At 60.6% G+C, this 17964-nt stretch carries 11 protein-coding genes; 9 read left to right on the top strand and 2 right to left on the bottom strand.

What is annotated here, in order from left to right; translation table 11 throughout:
- Positions 1-254: 254 nt before the first annotated feature.
- The 6 genes from lepA (at position 255) to K6U75_14470 (ending at position 9452) form a co-directional block, all read left to right on the top strand.
- Positions 255-2063 (top strand): translation elongation factor 4, encoded by a 1809-nt coding sequence (gene lepA / locus K6U75_14445; GenBank protein ID MCL6476240.1) that lies wholly within the window; start codon positions 255-257, stop codon positions 2061-2063.
- Between the two features lie 96 nt (positions 2064-2159).
- Positions 2160-2783, top strand: coding sequence for a TetR/AcrR family transcriptional regulator (locus K6U75_14450; protein ID MCL6476241.1), 624 nt, complete (start codon positions 2160-2162; stop codon positions 2781-2783).
- A gap of 105 nt (positions 2784-2888) precedes the next feature.
- Entirely contained in the window at positions 2889-3161 is a 273-nt protein-coding gene (locus tag K6U75_14455) for an AbrB/MazE/SpoVT family DNA-binding domain-containing protein (GenBank protein ID MCL6476242.1), read from the top strand.
- Positions 3158-4492, top strand: a complete 1335-nt coding sequence (locus K6U75_14460; protein MCL6476243.1) for a TolC family protein — start codon at positions 3158-3160, stop codon at positions 4490-4492. Before K6U75_14455 ends, K6U75_14460 begins: the two co-directional genes overlap by 4 nt.
- 43 nt (positions 4493-4535) lie before the next feature.
- Positions 4536-6002, top strand: coding sequence for an efflux RND transporter periplasmic adaptor subunit (locus K6U75_14465; GenBank protein ID MCL6476244.1), 1467 nt, complete (start codon positions 4536-4538; stop codon positions 6000-6002).
- A gap of 24 nt (positions 6003-6026) precedes the next feature.
- Positions 6027-9452 (top strand): efflux RND transporter permease subunit, encoded by a 3426-nt coding sequence (locus K6U75_14470; protein MCL6476245.1) that lies wholly within the window; start codon positions 6027-6029, stop codon positions 9450-9452.
- Positions 9453-9504: 52 nt separating this feature from the next.
- Here the strand turns inward: K6U75_14470 and K6U75_14475 are convergent, their stop codons facing one another.
- Complete coding sequence (locus K6U75_14475; protein MCL6476246.1) at positions 9505-10356, bottom strand: phytanoyl-CoA dioxygenase family protein; 852 nt, start codon at positions 10354-10356, stop codon at positions 9505-9507.
- Between the two features lie 281 nt (positions 10357-10637).
- Between K6U75_14475 and yicI the strand changes: the two genes are divergently transcribed.
- A complete protein-coding gene (yicI, locus tag K6U75_14480) occupies positions 10638-12956 on the top strand; it encodes an alpha-xylosidase (protein ID MCL6476247.1) in 2319 nt (772 codons plus the stop codon).
- 3 nt (positions 12957-12959) lie between these two features.
- On the opposite strand, the gene K6U75_14485 is transcribed toward yicI, so the two are convergent.
- Positions 12960-13553, bottom strand: coding sequence for a Uma2 family endonuclease (locus K6U75_14485; protein MCL6476248.1), 594 nt, complete (start codon positions 13551-13553; stop codon positions 12960-12962).
- Between the two features lie 85 nt (positions 13554-13638).
- Between K6U75_14485 and mfd the strand changes: the two genes are divergently transcribed.
- A complete protein-coding gene (gene mfd / locus K6U75_14490; GenBank protein ID MCL6476249.1) occupies positions 13639-17184 on the top strand; it encodes a transcription-repair coupling factor in 3546 nt (1181 codons plus the stop codon).
- Positions 17181-17846: a hypothetical protein gene (locus K6U75_14495; GenBank protein MCL6476250.1), complete on the top strand. Its 666-nt coding sequence runs from the start codon at positions 17181-17183 to the stop codon at positions 17844-17846. Before mfd ends, K6U75_14495 begins: the two co-directional genes overlap by 4 nt.
- Positions 17847-17964: the final 118 nt, after the last annotated feature.

Below are 17964 nucleotides of genomic sequence, written 5' to 3' on the forward strand. Positions count from 1 at the left end.
TCGGCGGTGTGTGGAAAGAGTGTATCATGTTCTCTTTCCCACGTCTATACTAACAGAGCGCAAGCGAAGCATCTCAGCACCTCAAAAGAGATTCTTCGCTTCGCTCAGAATGACAGATGATGTCGCTTTGTGTCGCCAACTCTGCGAGACCATTGCAATTGCCTGACCCCTACCACTTCTCGAACACCCTCGGGCGACTGATTGACTTTTCGCCCCTTTCTCGGATACAATAGGCATCGGTGCAGGAGGCATCGATGCAACACGCGCCGCAAGACCATATCCGGAACTTCTGTATCATCGCGCACATCGACCACGGAAAGTCCACCCTCGCCGACCGCATTCTGGAGTTTACGGGTGCGATTGACCCCCGCCAGATGCAGGAGCAGGTGCTGGACCAGATGGACCTGGAGCGCGAGCGGGGCATCACGATTAAGATGACCGCTGTGCGCCTGACCTACCGCGCGCGCGATGGGCAGGAGTACGAACTGAACCTGATCGACACGCCGGGGCATGTGGACTTCACCTATGAGGTCTCTCGCAGCCTCGCGGCGTGTGAGGGTGCGCTGCTGGTAGTGGATGCCTCGCAAGGCGTGGAGGCGCAAACCATCGCCAACGTCAACCTGGCGATGAACAATCATCTCGAAATCATCCCCGTCATCAACAAAATCGACCTGCCCGCCGCCGACCCCGAGCGCGTCAAGGAAGAGATAGAGAATATCCTCATGCTGGACGCCTCGGAAGCCATCCTCGCCAGCGCGAAGGAGGGAATCGGCACGGAAGAGATTCTGGAAGCGGTGGTGCGTAAAATCCCGCCGCCGAAAGGGGACTCCGGTGCTCCCTTGCGTGCACTCATCTTCGACTCGCACTTCGACCCTTACCTGGGCGTGGTGGTGTATATCCGCGTGGTGGATGGGGTGGTGCGCCCGGGAATGCGTATCCGCTTTATGTCTACCGGGCGCGAGCTCGAGGTAACCAGTGTGGGCTTCTTCACGCCGCGCCTGCAGGAGGGCGATGAACTGCGCACCGGAGAGGTCGGCTACCTGACGGCAGGCATTAAAACCGTCGGCGATACGCGCGTGGGCGATACCATCACCGACGCCGAACGCCCGGCCGCAGAACCCCTGCCCGGCTACAAACCGGTCAAACCCATGGTTTTCTGCGGGCTTTATCCGGTAGACGGCGAGGAGTTCTCGGAGCTGCGCGACGCGCTGATGAAACTGCAGTTGAACGACGCGGCGCTGGTGTTCGAACCGGAGACCTCGGCTGCACTCGGTTTCGGGTTTCGCTGTGGCTTTCTGGGGTTGCTGCACATGGACATCGTGCAGGAGCGACTGGAGCGCGAGTTCGGGCTGTCGCTCATCGCCACGGCTCCCAGCGTGGTATACCGAATCACCACCACCAAAGGCGAAGTGATTCTGCTGGACAACCCGGCTCACTGGCCCCCGGCAACTACCATCGCCACGGTGGAAGAGCCTTACATCCGCGCCACTATTTTCGTGCCCAGCGACTACGTGGGACCGATGATGGAGCTGGCGATTGACCGGCGTGGCGAGTTCGTGAAAATGGAGTACCCCACGCCCAACCGTGTGCTGCTCACCTACGACCTGCCGCTGGCGGAAATCCTGCTGGACTTCTATGACCAGCTCAAAAGCCGCTCTAAAGGGTATGCCTCGTTCGACTACGAGCCGATTGGCTACCGACCGTCCGATTTGGTGAAGCTGGACATCCTGATTAACGGCGACCCCGTGGATGCACTCAGCTTCATCACCCATCGGGAGCGGGCGTATGCACGCGGACGTGCCCTCGTGGAGAGGCTGCGGCAGGTGGTTCCCCGCCAGCAGTTCGAAGTGCGCATTCAGGCAGCCATCGGCAGCAAGGTCATCGCCGCCGAGCGCATCCCGCCCTTCCGCAAGAACGTGCTGGCGAAATGTTACGGTGGGGATGTGACGCGCAAGCGCAAGCTGCTGGAGAAACAGAAGGAAGGCAAGAAGCGCATGAAGCAGCTGGGCAACGTGGAGATACCGCAGGAGGCTTTCCTCAGCGTGCTGAAGGTGGCTGAGTAGCTCGTTGCGCTGCCAAGCTTGACTCCCGGTGAGCCTGCGGGGTATCCTTTTTTCGCTGAACGCTTGTTCAACGAAACGATCTCTGGGAAAGAGTGTATGTCCCGCAGGGAACAGGCGCAACTGCGCCGACAACAATTGATTGACGCCGCACTGCACCAGTTTGCCGAAAAAGGCTACGACGGTGCGTCGATTCGTGACATCGCCCAGGCTGCCGGCGTCACCGAGGCGTTGGTCTACCATTACTTCCGCAACAAAGAACACCTCTTCGAGGAGATGCTGAAGGCGCGCAGCTTCGCACCGGTGCTGAGGCGGGTGCTGGACGAGGCGGGTGATGAGACCCATCCGGCACAGGTACTGCACCGCGTGCTGCAGGAATTTCTGGATATGATGTATGATAACGCTTCCATGGCGCGGATGTTTATCATCGAGTTCATGCGCAACCCCATCTGCCACAAATACTTCCGCGCGATGCTCGAGGACAACACTGCAAACCTCGCCCGCTATCTGCAGCATCAGCAGCAACGGGGCGTATTTCGCACTGACATGGATGCACAGGCTGTCGCCGGGATGTTGCTCGGCCTGGCGTTTGCCGTGTTCTTTGCTTGGGGGCATTCGCCAGAACGGGAGTGGCAACAACGTCGCGACGACTTCCTCAGACACGGCGTGCCCATCTTACTGGAGGGACTTTGGGGACAAGCCGCAGACGCCAAGAACGTTTAACAAATGTTAAACGTTTGTTCCGAAGGGTATTGACGGCATACAAAAACAGAGGTATAATAGGATTCAACATGATTTGCATGATTTATATGAATTACATGGAGGCAGATGCGAATGCCAGGCAGAGTGGATTGTCGTCTGGAGGAAGCCACGTATGGCATGGTAACCGTCGGCGAGCGAGGGCAGATTGTCATACCCGCAGAGGCGCGGCGCGAGCTGGGTATCGAACCCGGAGACAAGCTCGTCATTATGAGACATCCGATGTACGCGGGCTTTATTGCCTTTAAGATGCAATCGGTGCGTGAGTTTCTCGAGATGTTCCAGCGAGAGGTCGAACGACTGGAAAGCCAGTTTGGAGAATCAGGAGGTGAGGGCGAGTGAAAGTGTTTCGCTTGTATGCAGTCTGGTTGGTTCTGGTGCTGTCGGCAGGCGCGCTGGCGCAGCAGCAACCATCCGCACTAACCCTTCAGGACAGTATCCGCATCGCATTGCAGAACAGCCGCAGCCTGCGCAGTGTGTTGCAGGACGAGCGTAAAGCCAACGCCCGTGTGCGTGAAGCGAAAGGTGCGGCACTACCTCAACTGGATGTATCGGCAAACTACCGCCGACTCGACCGCGTGCCAAAGGCGAAGTTCCCCTCGTTTGACCCAGTGTCGGGTACCTTTACCTTCAACGAAATCGAGATACAGCCCATCGACTCTGGCACTGGAACGGTGAGCCTGAGTCAGGTAGTGGACATCAGCGGAGTGGTGCGCACCGCAACGGACGCGGCTTCCCTGTTTTCCCGCATTGCGAATCTGGATGTACAGCGCACGCGCAACGAAGTGGTACTGCAGGTGAAACAGGCTTTTTATGATGTGTTGCGCGCGCAGGAACTGGTCAGGGTAGCAGAGGAGGCTTTGCAAAACGCGCAGGTGCGACGGAAGCTGGCACAAGCGGCGGTAGACGCCGGTGTCAGCCCAAAACTGGACGTGATGCGTGCGGATGCTGCTGTAGCAGCCGCGCAACAGGCGGTGATTACGGCGCGAAACGCCCTGCAGCTGGCGAAGTCCGCCTTCAACAACGTGCTGGGCAGGCGCGTAGACGAGCCTGTGGAACTGCTTCCCGTTGACGAACAGGTGCCCGATCCAGCCGATTTCAACCAGTATCTGCAGGAAGCGCTTGCCAAACGCCCGGAGATGATTCAGGCGAATCTGGGCATCTCGCTGGCGGAAAAACAGATTACCGCAGCGAAGCGCGACCAGCTGCCCACCCTCGTCGTGCGGGGGCAATGGGATTTCAACCTGAAAACCTCCACCTTCCAGCCTCGCGAGTCCAGCTTTACCACCATTACCGCCGTGCAGTTCAAGATTTGGGATAGCGGTCAGACGCAGGGGCGCGTCGAACAAGCCCGCGCCGATGTGGACAAAGCCAAAATCACCGTTGAGAACGTGCGTGAGGGTATCGCGCTGGAGGTGCGCAACGCCTACCTGAGTCTGCAGGAGGCGCGGGAGAAGGTAGCGGCGGCAGAAAAAGGGTTACAGGCGGCTACCGAAAGCCTGCGCGTGGCGCGATTGCGATACGAGGCGGGCGTTTCCAACCAGCTGGAACTAAGCGATGCGGAGCTCGCCTACACGCAGGCTGAACAGAACCTCGTTAATGCCCGCTACGACCTGCGCGTGGCATGGGCGCGCCTCGAGAAAGCGATGGGCAGGTATGCGCAAACACCATAAGGAGAGAAGGCGTCACATGAGTTCACAAAGGAGGAGCACTGCCGTGTACCGGAAGGCAATTATCACGGGGTTCACCTTGCTGGGACTGACTATTCTGCTGGGCGGATGTGCCCGGCGTGCAGCTGTGTCTACCGCGCAGGAGGCAGCCGCGCCGGCAACCGCTGTGGCGGTCGTGAGTGCCCGAACTGGCGACATTCCGTTCACCATCTCGGTAACAGGCTCGCTGCAGACCCTCGATGACGTGATGCTCTCGGCGAAGATACCGGGCAAGATTGCCAGTGTCTTCGTGCGGGAGGGCGATTCGGTGCGAGCCGGACAGGTTGTGGTACAACAGGACACCAAGGACCTCGAGGCGCAGTTACGCCAGGCGGAAGCAGCGCTGAAATCGGCGCGGGCGCGCTTACAGCAGGCACAGACCGCTCTGGAGCTGCAGCCCACCCAGAACGAGACCAGCCTGCGTCAGGCGGAAGCAGCGCTGGAAGCGGCGAAGGCTCGCCTGCGGGCACTGGAGACAGGAGCACGCCGACAGGAACGTCAACAGGTAGAACAACAGGTCGCCTCGGCGAAGGCGAATCTGGAAAACGCCCAGGCGAATCTGGAACGGGTGCGCCGTTTGTACCAGCAAGATGCCGTTTCCAGGCAACAGCTGGATGCCGCACAAACCGCCTACGACATCGCTCTGGCGCAGTATCGCACGGCGCAGGAGCAGCTGAGCCTGGTGCAGGAAGGTCCGCGCCAGGAGGAGATCGACGCGCAGCGGGCACTGGTCAAACAGGCGGAAGAGGCAGTGCGTCTGGCTCGAACCGGTGACCTGCAGCTGCGCGTGCGCCAGGATGAAGTCAACGCGGCAAAAGCACTGGTGGCACAGGCAGAGGCAGGTCTGTTCTACGCTCGCCAGCAGTACGAAAGCGCGTTTATTCGCTCTCCGATCAACGGCATTGTGGCGATGCGTGCGGCGCAACCTGGGCAGATGGCGGGAGCGGGAACGCCCCTCCTGCGGATAGTCAACCTGAACGCTATCTTCTTCGAAGCGCGCGTTTCCGAGACGGAGGTGCGCCACGTTCGCGTGGGACAGCCGGTAAACGTCACGGTGGACGCCTATCCGGGTAAGACGTTTCGCGGCGTGGTAAGCCGGATCTACCCGGTGGGTTCGGAAGGCTCACGCGACTTCATCGTGCGCGTGGATATGCGTAACGAGGACGGTTTGCTCAAGCCGCAAATGTTTGCGCGAGGCGAGATACTGGTGGATGTGCACCGCAACGTTGTGTTGATTCCGAAGGATGCACTGCTCACTCAGGACGGCAAGCGGGTGGTGTATGTGGTGAAGGAGGGCGTTGCGCGACGGGTGGTGGTGCAGACTGGCTATATCAACGGTGCGAACGCCGAGGTGCGCGGCGTTCCCGTCGGGGCGCAGGTGGTCGTGCAGGGACAGGAAAACCTGCGTGACGGCGATAAGGTGCGTGTGGAGCAGTTGCAAACAGCGGAAGCCGCCACGTCGGGCGGCTCATAGACCCTGGCAGGAGGAATAGCGAGTATGTGGCTAACCAGTATCGCCATACGGCGTCCGGTTTTCATCCTGATGGTCTTCTCCGCGCTGGCGGTGCTCGGCTGGACGGCGGCGAGCAAAATGCGCGTGGAGCTGAACCCGAATGTGAACTTCCCGTTTGTCACCATAGTGACGGTATATCCGGGTGCGGGTCCGCGCGAGGTGGAAACGCTCATCTCCAAACCGATTGAGGATGCGGTCAACGGCATCAACGGTGTCAAGAACGTCACATCGGTCTCTCAAGAAGGCATCTCGCTGGTCGCTATTGAGTTCAACCTGGGCGTCGATTCGAGTCAGGCAACTGCCGATGTGCGGGAGAAGGTAGATGCCATCCGCGCCTCCTTGCCGCGCGATGCGCTGTCGCCGTCCATATCCAAACTGGACATCAACGCCTTCCCGGTGCTCTATTACGGCATGTCCAGCGAACGTCCCAGCAAACAGCTGCGCTACATTGCAGAGGAAATCGTCAGCAACCGATTGGCGCGAGTGCCGGGCGTTGCGTCCGTCACCGTGCTGGGCGGGGACAGGCGCGAAATCCGCGTGGAGGTGGACCAGGGTCGCCTGGACGCATACGGGCTGAATATTATGCAGGTGGTGCAGGCGCTGCAGGCGGCGAACCTCAATGTGCCTGGCGGTCGCATCGAGGAACAGCGGCGGGAATATGCCATCCGCGTGGTGGGCGAGTTCGAAAACCTGGACCAGATACGCAACGTGCGTATTCCCGTTACGAACCGCATGAACCCGATGGGCGCTCCCAACGTGATACATCTTTCCGATGTGGCGCAGATCAAGGACGATGTAGCAGAGCGGACGGAAGACGCGCGTGTGAACCAGCGCAATACCGTTGCCATCATCATCACCAAAGCGGCGGACGCCAACACCGTCGAGGTGTGCGAAGGGGTCAAGAAGGAAATCGAGCTGCTCAAGCGGGAACTGCCCCGAGACATCGAATTCGTGCTCACGCAGGACCAGTCCAAGTTCGTGCTGGAGAGCCTGACCGACCTGCGCGTGGCACTGTTCCTGGCGATATTCCTGGCAGTGTCCATTGTCTACCTTTTCCTGCACAACATCCGCGGCACGTTCATCGTGTCGCTGGCGATCCCGACCTCTATCGTCAGTACCTTCCTGGTGATGTACGGCTTCGGATTTACCCTGAACACCATGACCATGCTGGCGCTATCGCTGGCGGTGGGCATTCTGGTGGACGACTCCATCGTGGTGCTGGAGAACATTTTCCGTCATCTCACCCGGGGCGAGGAGCCGGCGGAAGCCGCGTTGAACGGGCGTTCCGAAATCGGTCTGGCGGCGATTACCATCACGCTGGTGGATGTGGTGGTGTTCGTGCCCATCGCGTTCATGGGGGGCATCGTGGGGCAGTTTTTCCGGGCATTCGGTATCACTGTTGCCACTGCCACCCTCTTCTCGCTGCTGGTGTCGTTCACGCTGACGCCGATGCTGGCGTCGCGCTGGTTCCGCGCAGGTGAGCAAGTGGAAGCAAAGCGCGGAGTATTCGCGGCGTTCGACCGCTTTTACCATGCACTGGACAGCATCTATCGCGGCATTCTGGAGCGAGCACTGCGCCGCCGGTGGCTGGTCATCGGCGTTGGCAACGGCCTGCTAATCGCCATCTTGCTGGTGATTGCGGGGTCGCTGGTGGGCAAGAACTTTATCCTGCCTGCCGCCTCGTTCGCGGGCTTCACGGCGATTTTCGGGTTTCTGTTCTGGCTGCTCGCGCTGATATGGCGCAGTAACCGCAAGCCTCTGTTTGTGGCGGGATGGGGCACGTTCATCATGGCAGTTGCCTTTTTCCTGTCGGGTCTGCTGGGTAGCAATTTGGGTCGCCCGCTACTGCCGTTCCGCTTTGCCCCCGACCAGGATCAGGGGCTTATCCAGATTACCTTGGAAATGCCGGCTGGCACTTCGCTTGCAGCCACCGACCGGGTTCTGGCGCGCATCGAGGAGGCGATATTCAGCACGCCGTCCATACGACGCGATGTGGATAGCGTCTTTACCAGCATTGGCAACACCACCTCGGGCTTCATCGGCACAGGCGGGCGAGGCGCGCAGTACGGCGAGCTGCAGGTAACCTGTGTCGAAAAGCAGTCGCTCGGCGACAAACTGGTGGGGTGGCTGCCGTGGGTGGAACAGCCCTACCTGCGCACCCGTCCGAGTTCCGAAATCGCCGATGAAATCCGCCAGCAAATCGGCACCATACCCGGTGCAAAAGTGAAAGTGAACGCTCTCTCGGGCTTCCGCGGTGGTGCCGGCGCGCCCATCGAGATCGAACTGACGGGACAGGATACCGAGTTGCTGGTGCGCACCGCCGAGCGGGTGAAGGAGGTGGTGGCGTCTATTGAAGGCATCGTAGACCCCGACATCTCGTGGAAGCTGGGTAAGCCCGAGCTGCAGGTGCGTGTAGACCCCGAAAAAGCGGCGTCGGTTGGTATGAGCGTGGCGCAGGTGGCTTCCGCCCTGCGCACCTACATCGAAGGCAATACCGACACCAAGTACCGCGAGGCGGGCAAAGAGTACGACATCCGCGTGCAGCTGGTCAAACAGCAACGCCAGAACATCGACACTATCAGCAGTCTGGTCATCGGCTACTTCAACGGACGTCCCGTGCGCCTGTCGGATGTGGCGGCGGTGGAGATGACCTCCGGTCCCACCAAAATCGACCGCAAGAACCGGCAGAGGCTGGTGACCTTCACGGCGTATCTCAAGCCGGGCTACGCCCCCGGCAACATGCAGCTGGTCATCGACGAGGCGCTGGCAAAAGCCAACCTGCCCCCGCCCGGCGTGCAGCTGAAGTGGTCCGGCGAGATACAGTTCCAGCAGGAAGAGGGTGCCTACCTGGGACAGGCGCTGCTGCTGGCTGTTGTGCTGGTGTACATGTTGATGGCAGCGCTGTTCGAGTCATTACTGATGCCTTTGACCATCATGCTGAGTCTGCCGCAGGCGATGATCGGCGCGCTGCTGGCGTTGATTATCACCGGCAACTCGCTCAACATCGTGTCTATGATAGGCATCATCATGCTGATGGGACTGGTAACCAAGAACGCCATCCTGCTGGTGGACTACACCAACACCTTGCGCAGCCGCGGATTGCCGCGATTGCAGGCGTTACTGGAAGCCGGTCCCACCCGATTGCGCCCCATCCTGATGACGACCTTCGCCATGGTGTTCGGAATGTTGCCCGTTGCGCTGGCAATCGGGCGCGGCTCCGAGTTCCGGGCGCCGCTCGGAATCGCCGTCATCGGGGGATTGCTGTTGTCCACGCTGTTGACACTGGTGGTCATCCCCTGTGTCTACACGGTGTTCGATGACCTGGGTAACTGGATCGCGCGTACGATATTCCGAAGGGGTGTCTATCGGAAGGAGGAGTTACCCGTGCGCGAACCCCAGGTCGTCGACTGAAAACAGCCACTCCTTAGCCCTGGAGGACCTCCCGCAGAGCGGGAGGTCTTTTTTACGCGACAGATTCCCAGATGTTGCCGCGTTCCCCTTCACGATAGAGCAGTGGGAAATACGGACCGGTAAACGGGTCACCATGCTTGCCACCCAGCAGATACACGTTCATGTGCTTATCGCTGGGGGTGCCGGCACGGTAGCGCGTACCGTCAGGCAGCAGGTGGATTGCCCATGAGCGGCGTGGACGTTGACTCAGATTGGGGCCGCTACCGTGGATGGTCAGACAATGATGAAAGCTCAACGCGCCCGCAGGCATCTCGCACTTCACCGTGCGCCACGGCTGACCCGTGACTTGCTCGATGCGTTGCTGCAACTTCTCGAGGTCTTGCTCGAAAAAGTTGCCTTCGGGAATGAGCCCCCATTTGTGGCTGCCAGGTACCACCTGCATACAGCCGTTCTCTTCGGTCACGTCGTCCAGCGCAAGCCAGGCGGTAAGCAGTTCGGCAGGCTCCGCGCACTGCCAGTAACCGTAATCCTGATGCCAGCCGACGTTGCCGCGCGCGCCGGTATCTGGTGGCTTATAGAGCAACTGGTCGTGCCAGAGGCGAATGCCCTTCGCGCCCGTCAACCGTGCCGCCATCTCGCCGATCACGGGATGCAGCACCACTTTGGCGATGACCGAATCGCTCCAGTAGCTGTTGTCGATCTTGACGATTCGATCCAGTGGCTGCCCCGGCTCGATGTTGCGGCTCCACGGGGGACGTTGGGTGTGGTATTCACCTGCGATGACCTTCGCATGATGCTCGCGCAAAAGCTCCAGCTCATCGTCGGAGAGGATTTTGGGGGCAATCCAGTAGCCGTTTTCCCGATAAAACTGCACATCGCTTTCGGTCGGCAACGGAAAGGACATCGATGTTCCTCCTGAACGCAAGAGATTGTTTAGCATATCGAATTATAACCGTTCTGCACTGAAAAGCCAAGCGAACAACGCCGGTGTTCTGCGGATTTCCCAGACGCCATCTGGAGGGTTTGGCTCCTGTAGAGTCGTCGCTGTGGCTGCAAGTGAGGCAGATGCTGATGTTCCAGAGCTGCGCTACCCTGAGGAACGGAAGTGACTTTCACTCGTAGAGGCACGCTCCCCCGCAGGATTGCCCGCCTGAAAGGCGTAATCTTTGGGCGGGAGGTGCTGCCATGAAGTTTTCCAAAGGCGTCTGGCTCATGCGCGAGGGCGTAACGCCCCACTACGCCGTGCATGTCCATGACTTCGAACACGACGACAGGTCACTGACTCTGTACGCGCCCGATAAGTGGGTAACCACTCGGGTGGCGACGCTGGACACACCGCTGCTGACGGTAAAGGTCTCCTCGCCATTCGAGAACGTGATACGCGTGCAAATCTGGCATCACAGAGGCACGCTGGTGCGCCCACCGCACTTTGAACTGCAAGCGTTGCCGCCTCCTGCGGTGCAGATAGAGGAAGGCGCGGGATACGTTGCTCTGACTACCGGACGGCTGACCGCGCGTGTGCATACCGAGGGCGAGTGGCTGTTAGCGTTTTGCGACGGTGAAAAGCGGATTACTACCTCTGGCGCAAAAAGCATCGCTTACATGGACACTCCCGAAGGACGGTTCATGGTGGCGCAACTCGGGCTGGGTGTGGGTGAATGCGTCTACGGATTGGGAGAGCGGTTCACGCCGTTTGTGAAGAACGGGCAGGTCGTGGAGATGTGGAATGAGGACGGCGGCACCGCCACCGAGATTGCCTACAAAAACATCCCTTTCTATCTCACCAATCGCGGTTACGGGGTGTTCGTCGCGCATCCGGAGAAAGTCTCCTTCGAGATTGCTTCCGAAAACGTGGAGCGCGTGCAGTTCAGCGTGCCGGGCGAGTATCTGGAGTATTACCTCATCTACGGACCGTCACCGAAGGACGTTATCTCACGGTATACCGCTTTGACAGGGCGTCCCGCCCTCCCGCCTGCGTGGTCGTTCGGGCTGTGGCTCAGCACCTCCTTCACCACTGATTACGATGAGCAGACGGTCACTTCGTTCATTCAGGGGATGGCGGAACGCGAGATTCCGCTGAGCGTGTTTCATTTTGACTGCTTCTGGATGCGTGAGTTCCACTGGTGCGACTTCGTGTGGGACAGGCGTGTCTTCCCCGACCCCGCGGGGATGCTAAGCCGCCTGAAGGAGCGCGGTTTGCACATCTGCGTGTGGATGAACCCGTACATCGCTCAGCGGTCGCACCTGTTCGAGGAGGGCATGGAGCGCGGATACCTGCTCAAACGCCCTGACGGCAGCGTGTGGCAGACCGACCTCTGGCAGGCGGGCATGGGCATTGTGGACTTCACCAACCCTGGGGCGCGCGAGTGGTTCAAAGACAAACTGCGCAGATTGCTGGACATGGGCGTGGATTGCTTCAAAACCGACTTCGGTGAGCGCATCCCCACCGACGTGGTGTACCACGACGGCTCCGACCCCGTGCGAATGCACAATTTTTACTCCTACCTGTATAACAAAACGGTATACGAACTGCTCACGGAGGTGCGGGGCGAAGGCGAGGCGGTGCTCTTCGCACGGTCAGCAACGGCAGGCGGTCAGAAGTTTCCCGTGCACTGGGGCGGCGACTGCACCGCCACCTACGAGTCGATGGCGGAGAGCTTGCGCGGCGGGCTTTCGTTGAGCCTGTGCGGGTTTGGCTTTTGGAGTCACGATATCGGTGGCTTCGTGGACACCGCTCCCGCCGACCTGTACAAACGCTGGTGCGCCTTCGGGTTGCTCTCCTCCCACAGTCGACTGCACGGCAGCAGCTCCTACCGCGTGCCCTGGCTGTTCGACGAAGAAGCCGTAGACGTGTTGCGCTTCTTTACGCGGCTGAAGTGTCGTCTGATGCCCTACCTGTTCCAGTGCGCTCGCGAGGCGCATGAGATGGGCATTCCTGTGATGCGTGCGATGTTTGTGGAGTTCCCGGACGACCCCGGCTGTGACACGCTGGACAGGCAGTATATGCTGGGCCCGAGTTTGCTGGTTGCGCCCGTCTTCTCGCCCGACGGGTGGGTGGATTACTACCTGCCCTCTGGACGCTGGACGAATCTGCTCAGCGGGCAGGTACTGGAAGGCGGACGCTGGGTGCGTGAGCAACACGACTTCTTCAGCCTGCCGCTCATGGTGCGACCGAACTCCGTGCTGCCCGCAGGTTCGATAGACAATCGCCCCGATTACGACTACGCGGACGGCGTTACTTTCCATGTGTTTGAGCTGGATGATGGTGCGGAGGTGCAGACCGTCGTGCCGACCGTGACGGGAAAGACAGCCCTTGTGCTGCACACCACACGCACGGGCAATCAGGTAACTTTCCGCGCCGAGGGCGACACCCGTCGCTGGCAGGTGTTGCTGCGCAATATCCTTGCAGTGCAAGCAGTGGAGAGTGCGCAGGCAGTCAGGGAGCGCGAAGGACTCGTTCTGCTGCCAGTAGGCGATGCTCGCGAGATGGTGGTTCGGCTGTAGCCCCTATCCCTCAAACACGGCTCTGGCAGTGATTTGCAGCTGCGGCAGCTGCTGAGAGGGGATTGTCTCCTCGCCCGACGCAGGCTGGTGCCAGTGCCACTCCTCCTCTTCACGCGTGAGCACAAAGACGTGGTTGGGTGTCAAATCCACCAGCCACACCTCCGGCACTCCCAAAGTGTGGTAATCCCGTAACTTCGCGTTTAACTGCTCGACCGTGTCGTTGGGCGAAAGCACCTCTATCACCAGGTCTGGTGCAGCCTCAACGCGGGAGAGCGTTCGCAAAGCGTCTCGTTCCCCAATCTTCTCGTAGAGAATGTACAACACATCGGGCTGCCTGACACGGAGGGGTTCCTTGCTGACCACCACATCCACCGGTGCAGTCATCACGGCTCCCCGTTCGCGCACCGTCGCTTCGGCGTTCAGCAGCCAGCACAACCTGGCCACTATCTGCTGATGAACAGGCGTCGCTCCAGGCAAAGGTATCACCTCTCCGTCCACAATCTCGGCGTGTTCGCCTTTGGGAGGCATCTGCACGTAATCCTCCCACTGCAACCGCTTCGTTTTCCGCTGCTGCTCCAATACCTGCGGCAGTGCCATCTTCACCACCTCCACCAAGAGTATAGCACAAGCACCGTGTGCCCGTCACGACATCTTTGAATGAGGTATAATCGATGCGGTACTTATGGACGTTGCACGCCTGCAAGAGGTGCGATTATCCATCCGCGCGCTACCCGGCGTGCGTGTCTTCGTTCATCTGCTCTCGCCGCAATCGCTTCGCACCGAGTTCACCGATGTTTCGGGCAACCTGCTTCCGCTGCTGGTTGCCTTCCGTTTGGATGAAGCACAGGGGCTGACGTGTGTGCTGGTTGCCGATGAGCAGCGGGCGCAGACGCTGGCTTCAGACCTTGCAGCGATGGGTGTGCCCGAAGAGCAGGTGGTGGTGTTGCCTTCCATGCTGGGCGAGCTGTTCGAGGATACCCCGCCCGACCTGCACCTGATTGGCAGCCGTATCGAGTCGCTGTGGAAGGTGGCGACGGGGCAGGCGCGAGTGCTGATTGCCACCGCGCAGAGCCTGCTGGAACCCACCTTGCCTCCTGGCGCCCTGCGCGAAGCGGCTTTCACCCTGCGCAAAAGCGACACCGTCGACATGGATTGGCTGATGCGACAACTGGTGGTGCTGGGCTACGAGCGCGAAGAGATGGTGGCGCAGCGCGGGCAGTTCAGCCGACGCGGGGGCATTCTGGACATCTTTCCCGTTCACGCCGACGAGCCAGTGCGACTGGAGTTTTTTGGCGACGAGATAGACCGCCTGCAACCCTTCGACCCCGATTCACAACGTGCAAGCGGTCACCTGAACGAATGCGTGATGACACCTGCGCGTGAGGTCATCTGGGGCGAGGCGGACGTGGAGGGAGCGGTGAGGAAATTGCAGCACCTTCTGGAGGAGACGCTGCACGACCTCATTCAGGAGGGCAACGAACGCGCCCCCGATGCCCTGCGCCAGCGTATCGAGGACGACCTGCTGCGCCTGCAAAATCGCGTGGCCTTTGAAAGGCTGGAACACTACATCGCACTGCTGCACCCAGTCGTCGATGCCCTGCAGTATCTGCCGCCAGATTGCCTGCTGGTGGTGGAAGAGCCGTTGCAAGCGCAAACCATCTACCACCAGTCCAGCCGCGACGCGCTCGATGTGCTGACGCACCGTGTCAAGCGTGGCGAGATGCTACCGCTGGAGAAGCTGTGGCAGACCGCGCCGATGGCGGTTCCGCAGCCGGACGGGTTCCCCACTGTGCTGAGGCACATCCTGCAGAACCGACAATGGCTTGCCGTCAGCAGCATTCCATCCCCGCGCGAGCTGCTGCCAAAGGGCAAAGAGGAGGAACTGAACGCCCGCGCCCTGCCGGGCTATCGGGGGCAGCTGCCCGCGCTGATAGGCACCATCCGTAACTGGCTTCAGAGCCAGTGTGTGGTGATTGTCGCCACTGAGCAGCCGCATCGCGTGACCGAGATTCTGGAAGAACACGACCTGTTCCCCACCGCCATCCCTGCGGATGGCGAGCAGGGCGCGCTGGCGGTGGTACATGCCCGCCTATCCAGCGGTTTTTTGTGGGAGCGGGCGCGGCTGGTGGTTCTCACCGACGCCGAGCTGTTTGGCGCGAGCCGTTTGCGCATCCTGCGCCGCCGCGTGCATGAGGGCATCCCACTCTCCTCTATCTTAGACCTGCGTCCGGGCGATTACGTGGTGCATATCCATCACGGCATCGGCATCTACCGCGGTATCACGCAGCGCGAGGTGCTGGGCGTGCGGCGCGACTATTTGCTCATCCAGTACGCCCCGCCCGACATCCTGCTGGTGCCGACCGACCAGATTGACCGCTTACAGAAGTACATCGGTTCGGAGGACAACCCGCCCGAGATACACCGACTCGGCGGTTCGGAGTGGGCACTGACCAAGCGACGCGCGAAGGCGAAGGCGCGCAAGATAGCGGAAGAGCTCATCCGCCTGTACGCCGCGCGAGAGGCTGCCGAACGCCCGCCCTACAGCCCCGACACCCCGTGGCAGCAGGAGATGGAGTCGGCGTTTCCGTATGAGGAGACCCCTGACCAGCGGCGCGCCATCCTGGAAGTGAAGCGGGACATGGAAGGCAGCCGCAAGCCGATGGACCGGCTCATCTGCGGCGATGTGGGCTTTGGCAAGACGGAAGTGGCTATCCGCGCGGCGTTCAAGGCGGTGATGGAGGGCAAGCAGGTTGCGGTCATCTGTCCCACCACCGTGCTTGCCGCGCAGCACTACAACACCTTCCGCGAACGCTTTGCCGCTTACCCCATCCGGGTGGAGCTGCTGAACCGCTTCCGCAGCCCGAAAGAGCAAAGAGAGGTGGTAGAAGGGCTGCGCGTGGGGGCGGTGGATGTGGTGATTGGTACGCACCGCCTGCTTTCAAAGGATGTGCAGTTCCACAATCTGGGCTTGCTGGTAGTGGACGAGGAGCAACGCTTCGGCGTGGCGCAGAAGGAGCATCTCAAACGCCTGCGCACCCAGGTGGATGTTTTGACCCTGACCGCTACGCCCATCCCGCGCACCCTGCACATGGCGCTGGGTGGACTGCGGGCGATGAGCGTCATCAACGACCCCCCGTTCGGGCGACTGCCCATCCGCACCATCGTGCGCCCGTACGATGACGACGTGGTGCGCGAAGCCATCCTGCGCGAGCTGGAGCGGGGTGGACAGGTGTATTACGTGCATAACCGCGTGCAGAGCATCTATCACGTCGCCCAGCATGTGCAGGAGCTGGTGCCTTTCGCCCGCATCCGTGTGGCGCACGGACAGATGCCCGATGACGAGCTGGAAGAGGTGATGCTGGGCTTCTACCACCACGATTTCGACGTGCTGGTCTGCACCACGATTATCGAGAACGGGCTGGACGTGCCCAACGCCAACACCTTGATCGTGGAGCGGGCGCACCGCCTGGGGCTGGCGCAACTCTATCAGCTGCGCGGTCGAGTAGGACGCAGCGACCGCCAGGCGTATGCCTACTTCTTCTACCGCAACGACGCCAAACTGGACGAGCGCGCCCAGCAACGCCTGAACGCCCTGCGCGAGTTCGCCGGTCTGGGTTCCGGGCTGAAACTGGCGATGCGTGATCTGGAGATTCGCGGCGCGGGCAACCTGCTGGGCGCAGAGCAGCACGGCGCGATGGTCTCGGTGGGCTTCGAGCTGTACGCCGAGATGCTGGCGGAAGCCATCCGGGAGCTGCGCGGTCAACCAGAGGAGACTTTCTACCTGCCGCCGGTGGACGTGCCGGTCAACGTCTACATCCCCGCCAGCTACATCGCCGATGAGTCGCAGCGTATCTTCTTCTACAAGAAGATGGCAGCGGTACGCAAAGTGGAAGATGTGGTCGAGATCGAGGCGGAGCTGCGCGACCGTTTCGGTCCACTGCCGGAGGTGGTGCAGAACGCGCTGTGGCTGCTGAGATTGCGTCTGCAGGCGGCGCGGATTGGCATCGCGGAGGTGAAGGCAGACAGGCAGTGGGCGAATATCCGGTTTGCCGGTCATGTGCGCCTGACCCCGCAGGCGGTGCGCGCGCTCACACACGTCTATCGCCAGCATCAGTTTACGGGCGAGGGGGTGCGGTTATCACTGGCTGGTAACAGCTCGCCGCTCGCCGCTTTGGCGGATATGTTTGACCTGCTGGAAAACGCCCTGGGACAGAGGGAAAAGGTATGAAGCACTACGATCCATCGCCTGCACGGAACCTGAACCAGCCTGTCAGCGCGTACGCGGTGCGCCATATCGGCGGCTTCCGCGTGCTGGTGCATCGCGAGGTATTGACGCACCCGGCGGAGGCAAAGGAGGCTCTGCGAGAGGTGGACGCACAGATTTGCCAGATTATTCGCGCGGTGCCCCCGCAACCATTGCAGGCACTGCGTCGGGTGCGCATCTGGCTGGAATGGGAGAACAACCCGCACGGCGCAGCGGAGTACCATCCCTCCGCTGAGTGGCTGCGTGAACACGGCTACAACCCCGAAAAAGCCGGGAGCGTGGAAATCAACAACGCCCGCAACTTCGTCAGATGGTCGCGCGGGGAACAGCCGTGGATGCTGTTGCACGAACTGGCGCACGCCTGTCACCATCAGGTGCTGGGATATGAGAACCGGATGGTGCTGATTGCCTATCAGCACGCCGTGCGACGCGGATTGTACGAGCAGGTGGAGTATGTTCGCGGTGGCAAACAAAAAGCATACGCCACCACCAACGTGCAGGAGTACTTCGCCGAGCTGTCGGAAGCCTACTTCGGCAAGAACGATTTTTACCCCTTTACCCGCGACGAACTGGTGAAGCATGACCCGGTGGGTTACCGCATGATAGAGCGGGCTTGGAACGGCTAGTTGTTGGAAGGCTGGTGTGTGGGTGATGGATAAGGTGCTGGGTTGGAAGATTTTTGCTCAGGGTCTTGACGAACACACGCCAAACCAGTATAATCGCGTCAGAGATACGGGTATTGGA

The sequence above is a fragment of the Bacillota bacterium genome (genome assembly GCA_023511455.1).
Classification (GTDB): domain Bacteria; phylum Armatimonadota; class HRBIN16; order HRBIN16; family HRBIN16; genus HRBIN16.